Source organism: Halococcus sp. IIIV-5B (assembly GCF_003602035.1).
Taxonomy (GTDB): Archaea; Halobacteriota; Halobacteria; order Halobacteriales; family Halococcaceae; genus Halococcus; species Halococcus salsus.
Window position 1 is genome coordinate 74,497 of record NZ_QZWE01000015.1, and the last position, 17,307, is coordinate 91,803.

At 69.0% G+C, this 17,307-nt stretch carries 19 protein-coding genes; 10 read left to right on the forward strand and 9 right to left on the reverse strand.

The genetic code is table 11. The features are described from left to right. Positions 1 to 9 precede the first annotated feature (9 nt). The 6 genes from pstB to D3261_RS11540 all read right to left on the reverse strand — a co-directional run bounded on the left by pstB (position 10) and on the right by D3261_RS11540 (position 5,867). Entirely contained in the window at positions 10 to 891 is an 882-nt protein-coding gene (pstB, locus tag D3261_RS11515; RefSeq protein WP_120072515.1) for a phosphate ABC transporter ATP-binding protein PstB, read from the reverse strand. Beyond that, entirely contained in the window at positions 888 to 2,531 is a 1,644-nt protein-coding gene (gene pstA, locus D3261_RS11520) for a phosphate ABC transporter permease PstA (protein WP_120072517.1), read from the reverse strand. The genes pstB and pstA overlap by 4 nt, the downstream gene beginning before the upstream one ends. Next, positions 2,528 to 3,580 (reverse strand): phosphate ABC transporter permease subunit PstC, encoded by a 1,053-nt coding sequence (gene pstC, locus D3261_RS11525; RefSeq protein ID WP_120072519.1) that lies wholly within the window; start codon positions 3,578 to 3,580, stop codon positions 2,528 to 2,530. Before pstC ends, pstA begins: the two co-directional genes overlap by 4 nt. Beyond that, positions 3,577 to 4,641, reverse strand: a complete 1,065-nt coding sequence (locus tag D3261_RS11530; protein WP_199693998.1) for a PstS family phosphate ABC transporter substrate-binding protein — start codon at positions 4,639 to 4,641, stop codon at positions 3,577 to 3,579. Before D3261_RS11530 ends, pstC begins: the two co-directional genes overlap by 4 nt. A gap of 135 nt (positions 4,642 to 4,776) precedes the next feature. After that, positions 4,777 to 5,196 carry a peptide-methionine (R)-S-oxide reductase MsrB gene (gene msrB / locus D3261_RS11535; protein WP_120072523.1) on the reverse strand — a complete coding sequence of 140 codons (420 nt, stop codon included), beginning with the start codon at positions 5,194 to 5,196 and terminating at the stop codon, positions 4,777 to 4,779. 71 nt (positions 5,197 to 5,267) lie between these two features. Then, complete coding sequence (locus tag D3261_RS11540; RefSeq protein WP_120072525.1) at positions 5,268 to 5,867, reverse strand: CoA pyrophosphatase; 600 nt, start codon at positions 5,865 to 5,867, stop codon at positions 5,268 to 5,270. Positions 5,868 to 6,076: 209 nt separating this feature from the next. Between D3261_RS11540 and D3261_RS11545 the strand changes: the two genes are divergently transcribed. Continuing rightward, positions 6,077 to 7,096 carry a lysylphosphatidylglycerol synthase transmembrane domain-containing protein gene (locus D3261_RS11545; protein WP_120072527.1) on the forward strand — a complete coding sequence of 340 codons (1,020 nt, stop codon included), beginning with the start codon at positions 6,077 to 6,079 and terminating at the stop codon, positions 7,094 to 7,096. An 18-nt stretch (positions 7,097 to 7,114) separates the two neighbouring features. Here D3261_RS11545 and D3261_RS11550 read toward each other — a convergent pair whose 3' ends face one another. Both D3261_RS11550 and D3261_RS11555 read right to left on the reverse strand, forming a co-directional pair. Next, positions 7,115 to 7,582, reverse strand: a complete 468-nt coding sequence (locus D3261_RS11550) for a hypothetical protein (RefSeq protein WP_120072529.1) — start codon at positions 7,580 to 7,582, stop codon at positions 7,115 to 7,117. Positions 7,583 to 7,607: 25 nt separating this feature from the next. Beyond that, complete coding sequence (locus D3261_RS11555) at positions 7,608 to 8,705, reverse strand: glycosyl transferase family 2 (RefSeq protein ID WP_120072531.1); 1,098 nt, start codon at positions 8,703 to 8,705, stop codon at positions 7,608 to 7,610. A 336-nt stretch (positions 8,706 to 9,041) separates the two neighbouring features. Between D3261_RS11555 and D3261_RS11560 the strand changes: the two genes are divergently transcribed. From D3261_RS11560 to D3261_RS11585, 6 genes are all read left to right on the forward strand, one after another. Beyond that, entirely contained in the window at positions 9,042 to 9,986 is a 945-nt protein-coding gene (locus D3261_RS11560) for a 1,4-dihydroxy-2-naphthoate polyprenyltransferase (RefSeq protein WP_120072533.1), read from the forward strand. Next, on the forward strand, positions 9,983 to 11,008 hold the full coding sequence (menC, locus tag D3261_RS11565) for an o-succinylbenzoate synthase (RefSeq protein WP_120072535.1): 1,026 nt from the start codon (positions 9,983 to 9,985) through the stop codon (positions 11,006 to 11,008). The genes D3261_RS11560 and menC overlap by 4 nt, the downstream gene beginning before the upstream one ends. Continuing rightward, on the forward strand, positions 11,008 to 12,483 hold the full coding sequence (locus tag D3261_RS11570) for a class I adenylate-forming enzyme family protein (protein WP_120072537.1): 1,476 nt from the start codon (positions 11,008 to 11,010) through the stop codon (positions 12,481 to 12,483). Before menC ends, D3261_RS11570 begins: the two co-directional genes overlap by 1 nt. Positions 12,484 to 12,561: 78 nt before the next feature. Continuing rightward, complete coding sequence (locus tag D3261_RS11575) at positions 12,562 to 13,311, forward strand: NRDE family protein (RefSeq protein WP_120072539.1); 750 nt, start codon at positions 12,562 to 12,564, stop codon at positions 13,309 to 13,311. A 24-nt stretch (positions 13,312 to 13,335) separates the two neighbouring features. After that, the gene (locus D3261_RS11580; RefSeq protein WP_120072541.1) at positions 13,336 to 13,680 is read left to right on the forward strand and encodes a MarR family transcriptional regulator; all 345 of its coding nucleotides are present in this window, start codon (positions 13,336 to 13,338) and stop codon (positions 13,678 to 13,680) included. A gap of 440 nt (positions 13,681 to 14,120) precedes the next feature. Next, positions 14,121 to 14,798, forward strand: a complete 678-nt coding sequence (locus D3261_RS11585) for a LysE family translocator (RefSeq protein ID WP_120072543.1) — start codon at positions 14,121 to 14,123, stop codon at positions 14,796 to 14,798. Here the strand turns inward: D3261_RS11585 and D3261_RS11590 are convergent. Further along, entirely contained in the window at positions 14,787 to 15,491 is a 705-nt protein-coding gene (locus D3261_RS11590) for an HD domain-containing protein (protein ID WP_120072545.1), read from the reverse strand. The genes D3261_RS11585 and D3261_RS11590 overlap by 12 nt on opposite strands. A gap of 171 nt (positions 15,492 to 15,662) precedes the next feature. Between D3261_RS11590 and D3261_RS11595 the strand changes: the two genes are divergently transcribed. The 3 genes from D3261_RS11595 to D3261_RS11605 all read left to right on the forward strand — a co-directional run. Then, the gene (locus D3261_RS11595) at positions 15,663 to 16,430 is read left to right on the forward strand and encodes a GNAT family N-acetyltransferase (RefSeq protein WP_120072547.1); all 768 of its coding nucleotides are present in this window, start codon (positions 15,663 to 15,665) and stop codon (positions 16,428 to 16,430) included. 46 nt (positions 16,431 to 16,476) lie between these two features. Next, positions 16,477 to 16,890, forward strand: a complete 414-nt coding sequence (locus tag D3261_RS11600) for a hypothetical protein (protein WP_120072549.1) — start codon at positions 16,477 to 16,479, stop codon at positions 16,888 to 16,890. Positions 16,891 to 16,936: 46 nt separating this feature from the next. After that, positions 16,937 to 17,307 (forward strand): shikimate dehydrogenase (locus tag D3261_RS11605; RefSeq protein WP_394337578.1); only part of this gene is annotated, 371 nt, incomplete at its 3' end.

The window sequence follows — 17,307 nt, forward strand, 5'->3', positions numbered from 1 at the left end:
GAGCGCGGTCTACCCGAACTTCCCGGTGATGTAGTCCTCGACACGCTGGCTCTCGGGGTTCTCGAAGATCGCGTCGGTGTCGCCGTACTCGACGAGCTCCCCACCGGTGAGGAAGACCGCTGTCTGGTCCGAGATCCGGGCCGCTTGCTGCATGTTGTGGGTGACGACGACCACGGTGTAGTCCTGTGCGAGGTCCTCGATCAGGTCCTCGATCTTCGCGGTCGCGATCGGGTCGAGCGCCGATGCCGGCTCGTCCATCAGGATCACTTCGGGGCCGACGGCGAGACACCGGGCGATGCAGAGGCGCTGTTGCTGGCCGCCGGAGAGCCCGAGCGCGTTGTCGTCGAGTCGGTCCTTCACCTCACCCCAGATCGCCGCCTGCCGAAGCGAGCGCTCGACCAGTTCGTCCTCCTTCTCCCCCGAACCCCGGTCGAAGAGTTTGGCGAGCAGGCCAGTCTTGATGTCGCCGTGCTTTCGTGGGCCGTAGGCCACGTTGTCCCGGATCGACTTCGGGAACGGGTTCGGCTGCTGGAACACCATCCCCACTCGCTTTCGGAGCTCCACGAGGTTCGTCCCGTCGGCGTAGATGTCCTCGCCGTCGAGTTCGACCCGCCCGTCGACTCTCGCACTCCCGATCCGGTCGTTCATCCTGTTGAGACACCGGAGGAACGTCGACTTCCCACAGCCCGACGGCCCGATCAGCGCCGTCACGCTCTCCTCGGGGATATCGAGGCTGATGTCGGTGAGCGCGTGGTCGTCGCCGTAGTGGACGTTCACGTCCTCGGCCCGGAGCTTCGTCGGGCCGTCGAAGTCGTACTCGGTCCACGCGGGGTCGAGTCGTTCGTCCGTTTCGCCGGTCGTCCGTTCGGTGGTTGGTGGTGTCGTGGTCATGAGTCGAGTTTCCGCTGGAAGTAGGACCGCGAGGCGATGCCGACGGCGTAGAAGGCGAAGACCACCAGCAGGAGCACCAACGCGGTGGCCCACTGGAAGCCGCCGGAGACGTTCTCGGCCCCCGCGGTTATCGTCGCGAACAGCTGATACGGGAGGGCGGTCGAGGGCTGGAGCAGTGCGTCGGGGCTGACCACGCCGAGGCTCACGAACGGGAACGAGGAGGTGAACCCGAAGGAGACGTCGACGACGTCGGGACCGACCGCGGGGAACGGTTCGCCGGTCAGCACGAGGAGGATCGGTGCGGTCTCACCCGCGATCCGCCCCACCCCGAGGATCGTCCCGGTGATGACGCCCGGCATCGCGGCCGGCAACACCACCGTCTTGATCGTCTCCCACCGGCTCACCCCGAGCGCGACGCTGGCGTCGCGATACTCGTCGGGCACGTTGAGCAACGCCTCCCGGCTCGTGATGATCACCAACGGGAGGAGCATGAAGCCCAACACGATCATCCCCGAGAGGAGGCTGCTCTGGTTCGCGATCCGTGGGACGAGGAAGGCGAGCCCGAACAGGCCGTAGACGATGCTCGGGGTGCTCCAGAGACCGTTGGTGGCGACCTCGACGAGCGCGGTGAGCCGGCCCTGCTCGGCGTACTCGGTGAGGAAGACGGCGGTCCCAACGCCGAGGGGGACCGCCAGCAGGACCGCGCCGACCACCAGCCAGGCGGTGCCGACGATGGCGGGCGCGACGCCGTTCACGGGGTTGGTCATCGAGAAGCCTACCATCGTGAACGGCCAGTGGAACCAGACCACCGGCCCCTCGACGACCACGTACTGCCCCCAGAACGGAACCTGGAACCAGGTGATCGGCTCCCAGAACAGCCCGTACTGGATCCCGCGGAGCATCGGGCCGACCCCGCGAATCGCGATGAACGAGACCAGCCCGACGAGCAACGTGATCATCCCGGCGGCGTTCGCGCCGACGAGCAACGACGCGCCGCGGGCCTTCCCCTGCGGGCCGAACCCCGCGCTGGCCTGGGCCGTCGTCCAAGCGAGCACGAGACCCGCGAGGGAACACACCAGCGGGACCGTCGTCGCCGACCGGAAGACCCCCGACAACCCCGCAGGTTGCCAGGTCCACCCCGGACCGAGGACGCCGGCGAGAACCAGCCCGGCGACGACCAGGCCGAACCCGCCGCCGGTCGCCGCGAGCGCGACGTCCTCGCGCGGGCCCAGCGCCACCCCGACTCCGACCGCCGCACCGACGAGCGCGCCAACCGGCCAGAGGGTCGACAGACCGAGTGTCTGGGCCGCAACGAGTCCCCCGGCGGCCAGACCGACGAGCCCGAAGACCACGCCGAGCAGGAGACCGGCGGTGCGATCGGGCGTGGTCTCGAACGCGCCCGCCCGGGACCCGAGCCCGACCGCGACCATCCCGAGCGAGCCGAGCCCGAGGGCGGTCGCGAGCCAATCGACCAGCGCGACGCCGGCGACGGCCCCCGGGAGCACGTTCGCGAACCCGAGGAGCCCCGCGAGCACGACGGCGACGGCGAGAACCGCGATCCCGCTCCCGACGTACCGGAGGGTTTCGGCCGCGGTCCCGACGAGCGGGCTCGACCGCTCTGTCAACGAGTCCGTGCTCATGGGGTCCCCCCGAACGACCGCTCCATCCGGCGTTCGACGTACTGCGAACCGAGACTGAGACCCAGCACGGTGACGAAGAGGATCACGCCGGCGGCGAACAGCGCGCTCATCTGGGTCCCGCTCGCGATACCGTACTGGCTCGCGATCAGGCTCGTCAGGGTGATGGTGTTGCCGAAGACGTCGTAGAGCGGGTCGGGGAGGGTCGTGACGTTGGCGAGGATCACCGTCGCCGCCATCGTCTCACCGACCGCCCGCCCGACGCCCAGCAGGATGGCGGCCGAGACACCCGAGAAGGCCGCCGGGAGCGTGACGTCGGTCGTGGTCTGCCAGTCGGTCGCGCCGAGCGCGAGCGAGCCGTCCTTCATCGCGCCCGGGACGCTGTCGATCGCGTCCTCGGCGACCGAAACAACGGTGGGAAGCGCCATCGCGCCGATCACCGCCCCGACCACGAGCAGGCTCCCGAGCGTCGGCAGCCCGAAGTTCGTCGACATGAACGGGCTGAGAAGCGTGAGGCCGATGAAGCCGTAGACGATCGAGGGCACGCCCGCGAGCCCCTCGACGGCGGGTTTGAGCAGGCCGCGCGCCCAGTCGGGGGCCATCTCCGCGATGAACACCGCGCCGGCGACCCCGAGGGGCGCGGCGACCAGGGTGGCGATCAGGGTCGTGACGACCGTCCCCCAGATCATCGGGACCAGCGAGAACAACCCCGAGTCCGGGTTCCAGAACGGTGCGCGCTTGAGGACGATCCCGGGACCCATCGTCCGGAACGCGGGGAGCGACTGGACGACGAGGTAGACCGTGATGAGCCCCAGAACGAGGACCGTGACGACCGTCGCCGCGAGCGCGAGCGCACGGACGGTCGTCGCCTGGTCGGCGAAGAGGCCATAACCCACGACCAGCACCGCCGCGACGAGGGGATAGCCGACCAGTTCGGGCGCGAGGAGGAAGGTCCCGGCCGCGACGAGCAGGACCGCGCCGACGAGCGCGCCGACGCGGCTCGGCGGATCGAACCGGGCCAATCGACCACCGAAGCCGGATCGCCCGCTCATCGCGTCGGGGCCGGGAGCTTCCGGGTCTGGTTTCGACGGCGGTCCGCGGGGAGCACCGAGTAGCCCGCCGCCGCCACGAACGTCTCCTGGCCGTACTCGCTCAACAGCATCCGGAGGAGCGCCGCCTCCTTCTTCGAGGTGCCGTCGTAGGTGTAACAGTGGAGGTCGCGCGCGAGCGGGTAGCCCGCCTCCGCGAGGTTCTCGCCGGGTGTGTAGGTCGTCCCGCCCGCTTTGAGCGCGATCGACGGCACCGAGTCGTCGACGAACGCCAGCGCCATGTAGGCGATCGCGTTGTCCGAACCGTTGACGATCTGTTTGACCTGCTGGTTCTCACCCTTCCGGATGTCGACACCGGGGATGGGCGCGTTCGAGTTCCCGAAGAGGTTGCTCCGGAACGCGGTGTCGGTGCCCGAGCCCTCGGCGCGGCCGACCGCCTGGATCTCCTTCGGCGGTCCCGAGTAGCCGGGGACGTCGCGCCAGTTCTCTATCTCACCCTGGTAGATCGCCTTCAGGGTCTTCGCCGATATCTCCGTGATCCCGGCGTCGTAGATGGCCTGACTTACCACGATCGGCTGGGCGTCGACACCCACGACGTGGTCGGTGTACTTCGCGAGTTCCGACTGGCTGAGGTCGGGGAACTCGGCCTTCACCGGGGCGCTCGCGTTGCCCATATCGAGCCGGCCGCTCCGGAGCTTTTCGAGCCCGGTTCCGGAGTGACTCAGGCTCACGCGTATCGAGAAGGGCGGTGCGCCGCCGTCGGCGGGGCCGAAGCCGTACAGCCCCGCCCAGTAGTCCGCGAGATGCTGTTGGGTCTCGATCCCATAGACGTCGGGGTGCCAGTAGGGTTCGTTGGTGCTCCAGTAGCCGGCGGCGGTGCTCACGATCGGATAGACCGTCGAGGAGCCGCCGGAACGGAGCACCGGTCCGGATGCTCCCTCGTCGGACCCCTCACTGGAGACGTTCGGTGGCGTCGCGCTCGTGCTGATACAACCGGCGAGCGCCGCACCGACCCCCACCCCGCTCGCGAGGACGGCACGTCGACTCACGGGCCTTCGCGTCATCGGCTATTGATATCTCCGGAGCCGGTAAATACGCTACTATGAAATCTATATAGTCAACCGTTCACCAACCGACGGTCGCGACGGGAACGGCAGAAAAGCGAGCGGATCCGGGAGGATCGGGTCGAAAAACGGGTCTCAGGCGTCCTCGTCGTCGAAGTCGAGCGCGGCGGAGTTGATGCAGTAGCGTTTGCCCGTGGGGTCGGGGCCGTCGTCGAAGACGTGGCCGAGGTGACCCCCGCAGGTCGCACAGACGACCTCGGTTCGGACCATCCCGTGTGAGGTGTCCTTTCTGAGTTCGACCGAGTCCCCGACGGCGTCGGTGAAGCTCGGCCACCCGGTCTTGGAGTCGAACTTGGTCTCCGAGTCGAACAGCTCGGTGCCACAGCCCGCACAGACGAACGTGCCGTCGTCGTGCTGGTCGAGGAGGTCGCCCGAGAACTTGGGTTCGGTCCCCTGCTCGCGCAGGATGGCGTACTCCTCCTCGGTCAGCACCTCGCGCCACTCCTCGTCGGTCTCCGGCAGGTCGGACCCGGTCGTCGTCTCTTGGTTCGACATGGTTCGAAGAAGGCGACGAGCGCTTTTGTGTGTTGTGGCACGCGACCGGCGGGACCGAACGACGAGCGGGCTCAGACCGGGAACTCCGCGTCGGGGTCGACGACCCGGTCGGGTTCGGGGGGCATCCGCCAGTCGGTGGCGAGTTCGAGGAACTGGACGAGCATCTGCGCGGTCGCGCCCCAGACGACGTAGCCGTCCACGCGGAAGAAGTGGAGCCGGGTCTCGCCGTAGTGGGGGTGGTCACGGCGTTCGGAGTCGTAGTTCGCGAGGTCGGTGAGGTCGCCGAGCGCGAGCACCGCGATCTCGGCGACCTCGCGTTCGTCAGGGACGTACTCGCGGTCGGGAACCCGTGCGACGAACGGCCGGATGGCGTACCCGGTGACGGTGTGGATGTCGTCGAGCCGACCCACCATCTCCGCGGTCGTCGGGTCGAGCCCGATCTCCTCGTCGGCCTCGCGGAGCGCGGTCGCGGCGAGGTCGTCGTCGGCCGGTTCGCGGCCGCCGCCGGGGAAGCTCATCTGACCCGGATGCTCGCCGAGGTGGTCGGCGCGCTTCGTGAACAGCAGCGCCGGGCCGGTCTCGCGGGTGATGACCGGGACCAGCACCGCGGCGTCGCGTTCCCCGTCGGTGACCGCCACGGCGGACCGGTCGACCACCCGCGAGAGGTCCATACACCGTCGAGGCGTTCGTGGGGTATAATTCGTGTGTTCGACCCACGAGGAGCCCGCCCGTCGGGTCGGTATCGGATGGTCGGGCAGGGACGACCCGACCGGGTCGTTTCGGAGTCGGGTTTCACGCGACTTATGGGGCTCTCGGCCCTCGAACCGAGCGAATGGATCGTGACATCGCGACCGGTCGCCGGTGGAGAGGGTGCCCGTAAGTGGCGGTCGAGTCCACGGACCTCATCGACCGGCGCTCGGTCGCGAAGATGGTCGTCGGCTTCGCCGTCGCCGCGGTGTTCGTCTACTTCCTCGGGCGCGTCGTCGGCTGGAGCGAGATCCTCACCGCGCTCGGTCGCGCGGACCCGCGGTGGGTCGTCGTCGGCTGCCTCGCCACGTGTGGCTACCTCCTCGCGTGGACGAAGACGTGGCAGGTGGTGCTCGACGCCGGCGGGATACGGGTCGGCTACCGCCGGCTGGTGCCGACGTACCTCGCGGCGACGTTCGCCAACTACACCACCCCGTTCGGCCAGGCCGGCGGCGAACCCTTCATCGCGTACGTCCTCGCCGCCGACACCGACGCGAGCTACGAGGAGAGCCTCGCGAGCGTCTCGACTGCGGACCTCATGAACCTCCTCCCGTTCTTCACCTTCGCGGGGTTCGGGCTCGCCGCGCTCGCGGTCACCGGCACCGTGCCGCCCGGTGCGCGGTCGATCCTCGCCGGGCTGGCGGCGATCGCCATCGGGGTTCCGGGACTGGTCTATGCCGCCTGGCGACGGCGCGACCTCGTGACGCGTCTCCTCATAGGGGTCGTCGGTCCGGTCGCGGCCCGTATCGACCGCATCGAGACGGCGGCGGTCAGGGCGCGGATCGACGGCTTCTACGACCACGTGGCGCGGATCGCCGACGAGCCACGCGACTTGGCCGTCGGCCTCGTGTTCTCGTACCTCGGCTGGGCCTGTTTCGCCGCCCCGCTCTACTTCGCGGGGCTCGCGCTCGGCTTCACGATCAGTCCGTTGCTGGTGGTCTTCCTCGTGCCCGCGAGTTCGCTCGCCGGGGCCGTGCCGACGCCGGGCGGGCTGGGGGCGGTCTCGACGGCGCTCGTCGCACTCCTCGTCGCGCTGACGCCGATGGGAGCGGGTTCGGCGGCGGCGGTCGCGCTGCTCTATCGTGCGATGAGCTACGTCTTTGCGCTCCTCGTGGCCGGCCCGACCGCGCTCTACGTCACCGCTCGCGTCTGAAGGCGGGATGGGACGGGCTCAGTCGGCGGCGTCCAGTCGGTCGCGGATGTCACCGAGGTCGACCGGTGCCCAGGTCTCGATGTCGTAACTGGTATCGAGGAGTCGGTCGATATCGCCCGTCCCGTCGCCGAGCGCGCGGGCCGCGTCCGTTCGGAAGCGTTCCTCCACGACGGTTCCGAGCGCCGCCCGGTCGGGCGTCACAGGCTCGCGGTCGAAGATGTGCGGGAGGTCCTCGGCCCCGTCGGGGAGCACCGGAAACGCGGCCGGGCCGGCGGCGAGCAGCGGTTCGTCGGTCCCCTCGACCACGCCGGCGTCGGGGCCGAAACGCACGAGGTGATAGGTGGTTATCGCGTCGTCGATGTTGTCCCCGTCGAAGCTCGTGCCTCGTTTGTAGGCGAGTTCCTCGCCCGCACTGACCAGGTCCGCCGGCGGCAACGCCCCGAAGAGGTCGACCACGCCAGCGAGTTCGTCGCGGCTGAGTTCCATTGACGGCGGGTCGGGCGGAGCGGGTTTAATCCTTCGTCGCCGCGAGGTCGGCCGCCACGGCCTCCCGAACGTCGGCCGGGTCGAGCGGTGCGTCGACCCACGCCGGGAGTCGGGTGTCCGCGTCGGGGGGAACGATCGCGTCGGCGTACGTCGCGACCTGGTCACGCTCTCCCGCCGGGTCGTAGTCGAGCCCGTTGTGGCGGGCGTCGGCGGCGTACTGGCGGACGAACCGGGTCGCCGTGCGTTCGTAGCGCGACGGCAGCACGTCGTAGTCGGGCCGCACGCCGTGTGCCTCCACGATACGGAAGAGCGCCCGGCCGACCTCCCGGCTCATCGCCGCCAACCCCGCGCCTCCCGAAACCTCGCGGTGGTCGTGGACGTCGATCCCGAGGTCGACCTGAGCCGTCCGCTCGAACCCCCCCTGTTCGAACGCCGACCCGAGGGTGTCGAGTTCGAGTCCCCAGCCGCGCGAGAGCCGGACGTGCCGCGCGAGGTCGCCCGTGAGCCCGACCTCGCCGGCGAGCGCGTAGCGAAACGCGCTCAGATAGTCGAGCACGTCGGCGGCGTGGCGCTCGCGGAGGGTCGCGACCAGGGGTTCGTAGAACAGCCGGAACAGCCGGCCGAAGAGTTGATTTCGTTCGATGCGGGCGTAGTAGCCCTTCACGAACTCGAACTCGTCGTCGGCCAGCGGTGCGCAGAGTCGTGGAACGTCCGCGGCCGAGTAGGAGGTCGCGTCGGCGTCGTGGACCACGACGAACTCGTGGCGGCTCGCGAGACCGAGCGCGAGCCAGACGTCACGACCCTTGCCGGTCTCGCCCGCGAGGCCGCGTTCGGCGAGCAGGGCGTCGAGCCGGGGGCCGTCACACCACAGGGGGTCGACGGGGAGGTCGAAGCCGTCGAGCCACCCACGGACGTCGGCCACCCGTTCGGGGTTGGATTGGAGCGCGACGACCACCCGCGCGGGGGCGACGTCTTCGAGCGTCGAGAAGACCCGTGTCGCGGCCGGCGTTCGGTACTCGCGGCCCGCCATCGGCACCACGACCGCGGTTCGGTCGATCGGGGCTTCGGGCGCGGCGTCGCGTACGCCGTGCAGCGTCGTGATCCGTTCCTGTACGTATTCCATCGTCGTCGCTATCGAACCTACTCGCCGTCGGGCCCCCTCGGGGTCAAGGCTTCCGAAAGCGGCACGCGACGCTCGGCGTCGAAGAGTGAAAAGCACGGGACAATGCGGAATGATGCCAGGACAACGGACCGATGTCCCGTGCGGCGGAACCGATGGGTTCCATTCGTTGGGTGACCCCCCGGAAACCTATACTTACTCGCTGCACGGATCTCATTCCATGACACACGTTTCAGGTCGTGACACATCCCGAGGGTCCGGTCCCGGCATCGGTGGCCCACCCGGACGGGGTCGGTCCGTATCCAAACGTTAACGCCGGTCGATCCCGGATCGCCGGTAATGGGAACACAGGCGGTCTCACGACGGCGAGCGTGGCTGATGGCCGCACGTCCGCAGACCCTCCCGGCGGCGGCCGCGCCGGTGGTCGTCGGCATCGGTCTCGCGCTCGGGACGGGGGTGTTCGCCCCGCTGCCGGCGCTCGCGGCGCTCGTCGGTGCGCTCCTCATCCAGGTGGGGACCAACTTCGCGAACGACTACTACGACGCCAAATCGGGCGTGGACTCCGACGACCGCGAGGGGTTCACGCGGGTCACCCAATCGGGGCTCATCGAACCCCCACAAGTCCGGTCGGCGATGATCGCGACGTTCACCCTCGCGATACTCGTCGGGGTCTATCTGGTGTACGTCGGTGGCGTGCCGATCATCGTCATCGGTCTCGCCAGCGTCGCCGCCGGGGTCCTCTACGCCGGCGGTCCCTACCCGTTCGGTTCCTACGGACTGGGCGACCTCTTCGTCTTCGTCTTCTTCGGGCTCGTCGCCGTCACCGGCACCTACTACGTCCAGGCCGCCGCGCTCGCGACGGCCTTCCCGCTCTGGCTGCCCCCGGATACCCTGCCGCTCGCGGCGGTCGTCGCCAGCCTCCCCGCCGCGGCACTTTCGACTAATATCCTCGTGGTCAACAACCTCCGCGACCGCGAGACCGATGAGGCGGCCGGCAAGCGCTCGCTCGCGGTCATCATCGGCTACCGCTGGAGCCGCGTCGAGTTCGTCCTCCTGCTCGGGATGGCGTACACGGTCCCCGTCGTCTTCTGGCTCACCGGGTTCTCGCTCCTCGTGCTCGCGCCGTTGCTCACGATCCCCTACGCCGTCCGCATCGCCGAGACGGTCGTGACCCACACCGACGGCAACGTGCTGAACCCCGCGCTCTCGCAGGTCGGGAAACTCCTCGCGGCGCACTCGGTGCTGTCCGCGTTCGGCCTCGCCCTGCCGGGGGTCCTCGGGTGAGGGTCGAGCGGTTCTCGTTGTCGCTTTCGACACCGCTCTCGACCGCCCACGGCACCATCGACGCTCGCGAGGGATTCGTCGTGCGGGTCGAGGTCGACGGCACCCGCGGGACCGGCGAGGCGACGCCGCTTCCGGGCTGGACGGAGTCGCTCGACGCCTGCGAGGCGGCCCTCGAACGAGCTCGGCGCACGACCGACGACGACTGGGACGCGGCGCTCGCCGAACTCGACGACGCGCCGGCCGCGCGTCACGGCCTCGCGCTCGCGCTCGCGGACGCCCGCTCACGTGCGGCCGACGTCCCCCTCTATCGATACCTCGGCGGCGATACCACGGACCGCGTCCCGGTGAACGCCACCATCGGCGACGGCTCGCCGGACGAAACCGTCGCGGAAGCCCGACGGGCGGTCGAATCGGGCTTTCGAACCCTCAAGGTCAAGGTCGGCGCGCGGGCCGTCGAGGCGGACGTCGAACGCCTCCGCGCGGTCCGGACGGCGGTCGGTTCCGAGGTCGTCCTCCGAGCCGACGCCAACGCCGCCTGGAACCCGTCGGAGGCGCGCAGGGCGCTCCCCGAACTCGCCGACGTCGACCTCGCGTACCTCGAACAACCCCTCTCGTCCACCGACCTCACGGGCCACGCCGCCCTCCGAGGCGACGTCCCCATCGCGCTCGACGAGTCGCTCGCGGCGCACTCGGTTGCGGCGGTCGTCGACGCCGGAGCGGCCGACCGAGTGGTACTGAAGCCGATGGTGCTCGGCGGGCCGGACCGGGCTCGCGAGGCCGCGCTCGCTGCCCGCGAAGCGGGGCTCGACGCGGTGCTCTCGACCACCATCGACGGCGCGCTCGCGCGTGCCGGTGCGGTCCACGTCGCCGCGAGCCTCGCCGACCCGCCCGCCGCGGGTCTCGCGACCGCCGACCGCCTCGCGACGGACCTGATACCCGACCCCGCACCCGTCGCCGATGGCCACGCACACGTACCCCAGGGGGCTGGAAACGCACCCGACCCGGGGGAGGACTCGGCCTGATGGACGTGCTCGGCCAGCGTGTCGAGACCTCGCCGACCGCGACCGCGCTCGTCGCGGGCGAGCGCGAGTGGAGCTACACCGACCTCGACGCGACGGTCGAGCGGCTCGCGGGACGGCTCGCGGCCCTCGGGCTCGGACCCAGCGCTCACCTCGGGGTCCTCACCGAGACCCGGCCCGCCGCGGTGGCGCTCGTCCACGCCGCGGCACGCCTCGGCTGCGTGCTCGTCGCGTTCAACGCCCGGCTCACACCGACGGAACTCGGCTCGCAGGTCGAGCGCGCCGACCTCGCGGCGCTCGTTTGCGAGGGTGACACCGAGGAGACGGCTATCGACGTTGCCGATGGCCTCCCGGTCGCGTCCGTCGACGGAACCACCACGAATGATGCGACGGCACTCGACACCGTCGAGCCCGCCGCGTTCGAACCGTCCCCGCGACCCGCCGAGCAGCCCGCACTGTTGCTCGCGACGTCGGGCACCACCGGCGAGCCGAAGCTCGTCGTGCTCACGGGCGAGAACCTCCGGTCGAGCGCGGTGGCCTCGGCGTTCCGACTCGGGCTCTCCCCCGACGACCGCTGGCTCGACCCGCTCTCGGTCTATCACATGGGCGGGTTCGCACCGGTCTTTCGCTCGGCGCTCTACGGCACAACCGTCGTGCTCCCCGAGGGAGGGTTCGACCCCGAGACGACCCTCGCGGCGCTCGACGACCACGACTGCACCGGCGTCTCGCTCGTCCCGACCATGCTCCGCCGGCTGCTCGACGCCGGGTCGCTCCCCGACTCGCTTCGGTTCGTCCTGCTCGGTGGTGCGCCGACCCCACCCGAACTCGTCGATCGATGCGCCCGCCGCGGGATCCCAGTCTGTCCGACCTACGGCATGACCGAGACCGCCTCGCAGGTCGCCACCGCCCGGCCCGAGGAGGCGGTCGTCCACACCGGTACCGTCGGCCGGCCGCTGTTCGGTACCCGACTGTCGATGCTCGACGGCACGGGAGACCCCGTTGAGACCGGCGAGACCGGCGAGATCGTCGTCTCGGGTCCGACGGTCTTCGAGGGATACTACGGCGACGACGACGCGACCGCGTCCGCGTTCTCGAAGGTGGGCTTTCACACCGGTGACGTCGGCCACCGCGACGCGGCCGGTCGGCTCTGGGTCACGGGCCGGCTCGACGACCGGATCCAGACCGGCGGCGAGCTCGTCGACCCTCGGGAGGTCGCCGCGGTGCTCCGCGACCATCCCGCGGTCGAGGACGTCGCCGTCGTCGGGCTTCCCGACCCCGAGTGGGGCGAGCGCGTCGGTGCGGTGGTCGTCCGAAAGGACGCCGTCGACCGAGCGGAACTCGACACGCACTGTCGCGAACGGCTCGCGGGTTTCAAGATCCCGCGAACGATGGCGTTCGCCGACTCGTTGCCGCGAACCGCCTCGGGAACCGTCGAGCGCGACGCGGTTCGTCGGCGGTTGCTCGACCACGGCGAGTAAGGGAATCCAGTATTCGGACACTCGTCCCGCCGACTGACCAGCCGGGGGGTTTAGCCGCCTCGCCTCCTACCCCGAACCATGTGCACGCTCGTGTTCGCGTGGAACGTTTTTCCGGACGTCCCGGTGGCCGTGGCGGCGAACCGCGACGAATCCATCGACCGACCCTCGAACCCACCCGAGCGGGTCTCGACCGACCCGGGGGTCGTCGCGCCGACCGACACCGAGGCCGGCGGAACGTGGATCGGCTACAACGAGTTCGGGGTGTTCGTCGCCGTCACGAACCGCTGGACGGACGCCGACCTCGCGGGCGAGCGCTCGCGCGGGCGACTCGTCCGTGATTGCCTCGGCTGTGAGTCGGCCGAGGACGCGGCCCGCCTCGCCGAGCGCGCGGTCGAGGCCGACGAGTACGAGGGCTTCAACCTCGTGGTCGCCGACGCGAACGCCGCGCTCCTCCTCGAATGGGCCGGGCAGCTGCGAGTGCAGAACCTCGATCCCGGGGTCCACGTCGTGATGAACACCGGCGCGATCGGCGACGTCACGATCCCCGAATCCTGGCCCGAGCGCGGCGAGCGCCAGGCCGCGAACGGCCGGCAGGTACGCGAGGCGCTCCAGCCCGAACCCGGCGAGACGGGTGAGGCGTGGCTCGCACGCGGGGCCGAGGTCCTCTCGGACCACGACTACGGCGTCTGCGTCCACCACGAGGAGTTCGGCTTCGGGACGCGGTCGTCGTCGCTGATCGCCATCGACGACGCGGGCGCGACCACCTATCGCTTCGCGAACGGGCCGCCGTGTCGCACGCCGTTCGAACCGGTCGAAAGTCAGGTTTAACCCATCCGGCGGCGTTCGACCGGTATGAGCACCACGGTCGAGGAGGAACTCTCGGAGGACGAACGCGCCGGTCTCGAACTCGTCCGCACGACGGGCGGGGTCCACCAGAGCGACTTCTGGAAGGAACTCGACGTCACCTCCCGGAAGGGCAGCCGGATCGCCGAATCGCTCGAGGACCGCGACCTCATCGAACGCGAGGACACCGTCTACGAGGGCCACAACACCTACTACCTCTCGCCGGTCGCCCGCGACCTCGACTTCTCGCTGCTGATGGCGGGCAACAACCTCTCGCCGCTGGTCGGCGAGGAGGACGTCGAACCCGAGAGCGACGTCTTCTCCCAGTGGATCATGCAGCTCGCCTACGAATAACCGCACCCCGCTTTTTTGCACGGGGTCCTCCCTCGTGCTTCGCGCTCGGTCGAACCCCGTCCAAAAACCGGTTCCGTCGAGCGTAGCGAGACAGAGCTTGGAAGAGCTCCGCTCTTCCAGTGGACTAAAAAGGCCGTTCACTCGGCCTCCGGCCTCGTTCGCGGTACAATCACTACCGACTCCGCAACCGCTCCGCACAGCACCGCCTCCGCCGAAGCCCTCGCGCTCCTTCCAGTCGCGCTCGCCCTTCATCCACCAGGCACCACCGACGCCCCCGCAACCGCACCGCCGCCCCGCGCTGCGGCCGACGACCCGCCCGACCGATCGCCTCGCTCTGGGGTCGCTCCAGGGTCGTCCCAAAATCGCACTGCGGCATCACTCTGGAGACGTATCGAGGAGGATAAACACCGTTTTCACGAAACCGACCCAATTCCGAACGAATGACGGTGCTCGGCACGGTGACGACGGCGCTCGCGGGCGTGGTGTTCGGCCTCTCGGTCGCCGCGCCGCCGGGTCCGATGAACGCGGTCATCGCGGAGGAGAGCGTGACGCGCGGCTGGACGGCGGGCTTCCGGGCTGGCCTCGGGGCGATGACCGCCGACGCCTGCTTTCTCGTGCTCGCGCTCGTCGGCGTCGTCGCGGTCGTCGAGCGCGTGCCGGCGGTCCGCGGCGTCGCGTTCGCGGTCGGCGGCCTCCTCATGCTCTATTTCGCCGTCGGTGCGGCGCGCGACGCCACCGCCACCCACGAGGCACCCGCGGAGAGCCGCGGGTTCCGGAAGGCGTTCGTCCTCGCGATCACGAACCCGTTCCAGATCGCGTTCTGGCTCACGGTCGGTGTGGGCCTGCTCGAACCCGGCCGGATCGACGTGCTGGGTTCGCTTCCGGTTGGTGAACTCTCGGGCCTGCTGGTGGTCCGAACCGGGAGCCCGCTCCTCCTCGTCGGCTTCTTCGCCGGCATCCTGCTCTGGGTCGTCGGGTTCCCGGCGACGCTGGTCGCGGCCGAACGGCGCGCCTCGGGGGTCGGGCCGGCGGTCGCCTACGCCAGCGCCATCGTGCTGGCTGGCTTCGGGGTCGTCTTCCTCGGCGAAGCGCTCACGATGGTCGGATCACTTGGGTGAGCCGTCGTTCACCGCTCCCTCGACGGTCATCCCCGCGACCTCGTCTTCGAGCCACTCGCGCAGCCACTTCACCCGCTTGAGCCGCTGGTGGATGATGCTCTCGCCCCGGTCGGTCTCGATCCGAGTCTCGGCGTCACGGCCGCGGTCGGCCACCCGCGAGACCATCTCGGCGGCGTCCATGTGCGTCCGTGACTCGTAGCCCATCCGGAGCAGGAGGAGTATCGAGCCGTTCGCGCCGATCTTGTCGAGGAGGTCGGCCTCGATGAGACACTGCGTCTCCAGGGGGAGCTCCGTGAGCGGGCCCTGATAGGAGTGGTCGGTGACCGCCGAGCAGACCTCCGCGATGAACGACGGCGGGTAGTCACCGTGGGTTTCGAGATACTGACGGGCGACCCGCGCACCGGCCTCGGCGTGGAGGTCCTGTTCGGCTTCGAGCTTCGAGACGTCGTGGAAGACCGCGGCGACTCGGACGACGTCGACGTTCGCACCCTCGTGCTCGGCGATGTCGGTGGCGATCGCCACCACGTTCTTGATGTGGTTGAACCGGTAGCTCGCCGAGTGCCAGGGGTACCACCGCATCCGGCCGCCCTCGCCCTCGTTGTTGAGGCTGGCTTCGAGGTAGCCACGGACGAACCGCTCCATCTCCTCGAACGCCTCGGCCGAGACCGGCGATTCCCTCACCTCGACGCCCACGCAGCAACCCCCCGAAATTCGCGATTCGTAATCATGTTATCCCTATAAACGTTTGTTCATCTCTTTAGCGTTACGACACTGTCATCAGCTATCCCATCACGACCACGGACTCGGGGCCGGCCGGGAGCACGCCGGCCGGGGGTTTATGCTACTGACCCACAAACCGGTGGCATGGAGATACGAGAGGCGACGATCGACGACGGCGACGCGATCCGGCGGATCGCGCGCGATTCGATGGAAGGCTCCTACTCGCTCAGCCCACGGGCGATCGACGGGGCGGTCACCCAGTGGTACGACGACGACCGCCTCGAACGCAAGCTGGGCGAGGACGACTACCTCTTCCTGGTCGTCGAGGACGACGAGGAGGTACGGGCGTTCTCCGAGTCCGACCTCGTGACCGAGGGCGGCAACGGCGACCTGCTCTGGCTCCACGTCGACCCCGCCTACCGCGGCGGGGGCATCGGGGCGGACCTCTTCGAGGAGACGCGCGACCACCTGGTCGAGATGGGCGCGGCCCAACTGCGCGCGAAGGTCCTAGAGGACAACGAGGAGGGCAACGAGTTCTACGAGTCGTTCGATTTCGAGCGCGTCGGCACCGACACCGTCGAGATCGACGACGAGCCCTACATCGAGAACATCTACATGAAGGCCGGCACGGCGGAGGCGACGCCCGAGGAAGCCCCGAGCGGCTCCCCGGCGACCGCCACCACCCCCGACGGCCGCGAGATGTACGTCAACAGCGAGGAGGTCGAGCGCGGGGAGAAGGGCCCCTTCTTCACCGCCTACACCGACCCCGATATGGACGAGGAGGACAAGTACGGCTACTTCTGTGCCAACTGCGAGAGCCTCGACAACGCGATGGACACGATGGGTCGGGTGAAGTGTAACTCCTGTGGGAACCTCCGGAAAGCAACCCGCTGGGACGCGACCTACGGCTGATCGAAACGAATATTTCCGTTGTTCGTGTGTTCGGATAGAACACACGATGAGTGAGCGATCGAAGTGGGAACTTTACGGTGGGATCGCCGTGCTCTTTCTTGGAGTACTGTCGGCCGGCCTCGAACTCTTCTCGCTCATCGTGCTTGGAAAGCACACTGAATACTTCGATGGCGGGTGGCTGACGGCCCTTGAGCTCGTATTTGGTACGTTCTTGTTGGCTCGATACCGCTCCGACCGATTCCGAGAGTTTTCGAGAGTGATCGGCGAAAGTGTCTATTTCAGACTATCTTTGGCCCTACTCTATCTCGGATTCGGTATTCTCGGTGCGTATCTCGCGATTCAGGCGTACTCCGACATGGGAGAGGAGGGTGCGACTATCGTACTCGGTTTAGGAGCGCTGTTCGCTATCAGTGGGTTCGCCACCGCCGGAAAAATCGTTCTGGACAGTGAACTCGCATAACATCTCCTTCGGTGCGTTTTAGCCGCACGTCGTTCTCGGGATTCCCATGCAGGTGTTCGGCCTCCTCGGCAACCCCGTCTCGTACTCACTCTCGCCGCCGATGCACGAGGCGGCCTACGACGAACTCGGGATGGACGCCCGCTACGTCACGTTCGAACCCGGGAGTGAAGATCTCGAAACGGCCATCGAGGGCGCGCGAGCACTCGGGATCGAGGGGCTGAACGTCACCATCCCATTCAAACAGCAGGTATTCGACCACTGCGACCCCGACGACCTCGCGACCCGTATCGGGGCGGTCAACACCCTGGATTTCGGTGAGGAGGGGGTGACAGGTCACAACACCGACGCGGTCGGGGTCACGCGCGCGCTCGAACACCACGACGTTTCGCTCGACGGCCGTGCGGTGGTGGTCGGGGC

What these genes read in the sequence shown, in the direction of transcription:
- pstB (WP_120072515.1), bottom strand. Translation starts at nt 891, where the DNA reads ATGACCACGACACCACCAACCACCGAACGGACGACCGGCGAAACGGAC.
- pstA (WP_120072517.1), bottom strand. Translation starts at nt 2,531, where the DNA reads ATGAGCACGGACTCGTTGACAGAGCGGTCGAGCCCGCTCGTCGGGACC.
- pstC (WP_120072519.1), bottom strand. Translation starts at nt 3,580, where the DNA reads ATGAGCGGGCGATCCGGCTTCGGTGGTCGATTGGCCCGGTTCGATCCG.
- D3261_RS11530 (WP_199693998.1), bottom strand. Translation starts at nt 4,641, where the DNA reads ATGACGCGAAGGCCCGTGAGTCGACGTGCCGTCCTCGCGAGCGGGGTG.
- msrB (WP_120072523.1), bottom strand. Translation starts at nt 5,196, where the DNA reads ATGTCGAACCAAGAGACGACGACCGGGTCCGACCTGCCGGAGACCGAC.
- D3261_RS11540 (WP_120072525.1), bottom strand. Translation starts at nt 5,867, where the DNA reads ATGGACCTCTCGCGGGTGGTCGACCGGTCCGCCGTGGCGGTCACCGAC.
- D3261_RS11550 (WP_120072529.1), bottom strand. Translation starts at nt 7,582, where the DNA reads ATGGAACTCAGCCGCGACGAACTCGCTGGCGTGGTCGACCTCTTCGGG.
- D3261_RS11555 (WP_120072531.1), bottom strand. Translation starts at nt 8,705, where the DNA reads ATGGAATACGTACAGGAACGGATCACGACGCTGCACGGCGTACGCGAC.
- D3261_RS11560 (WP_120072533.1), top strand. Translation starts at nt 9,042, where the DNA reads ATGGGAACACAGGCGGTCTCACGACGGCGAGCGTGGCTGATGGCCGCA.
- D3261_RS11570 (WP_120072537.1), top strand. Translation starts at nt 11,008, where the DNA reads ATGGACGTGCTCGGCCAGCGTGTCGAGACCTCGCCGACCGCGACCGCG.
- D3261_RS11575 (WP_120072539.1), top strand. Translation starts at nt 12,562, where the DNA reads ATGTGCACGCTCGTGTTCGCGTGGAACGTTTTTCCGGACGTCCCGGTG.
- D3261_RS11580 (WP_120072541.1), top strand. Translation starts at nt 13,336, where the DNA reads ATGAGCACCACGGTCGAGGAGGAACTCTCGGAGGACGAACGCGCCGGT.
- D3261_RS11585 (WP_120072543.1), top strand. Translation starts at nt 14,121, where the DNA reads ATGACGGTGCTCGGCACGGTGACGACGGCGCTCGCGGGCGTGGTGTTC.
- D3261_RS11595 (WP_120072547.1), top strand. Translation starts at nt 15,663, where the DNA reads ATGGAGATACGAGAGGCGACGATCGACGACGGCGACGCGATCCGGCGG.
- D3261_RS11600 (WP_120072549.1), top strand. Translation starts at nt 16,477, where the DNA reads ATGAGTGAGCGATCGAAGTGGGAACTTTACGGTGGGATCGCCGTGCTC.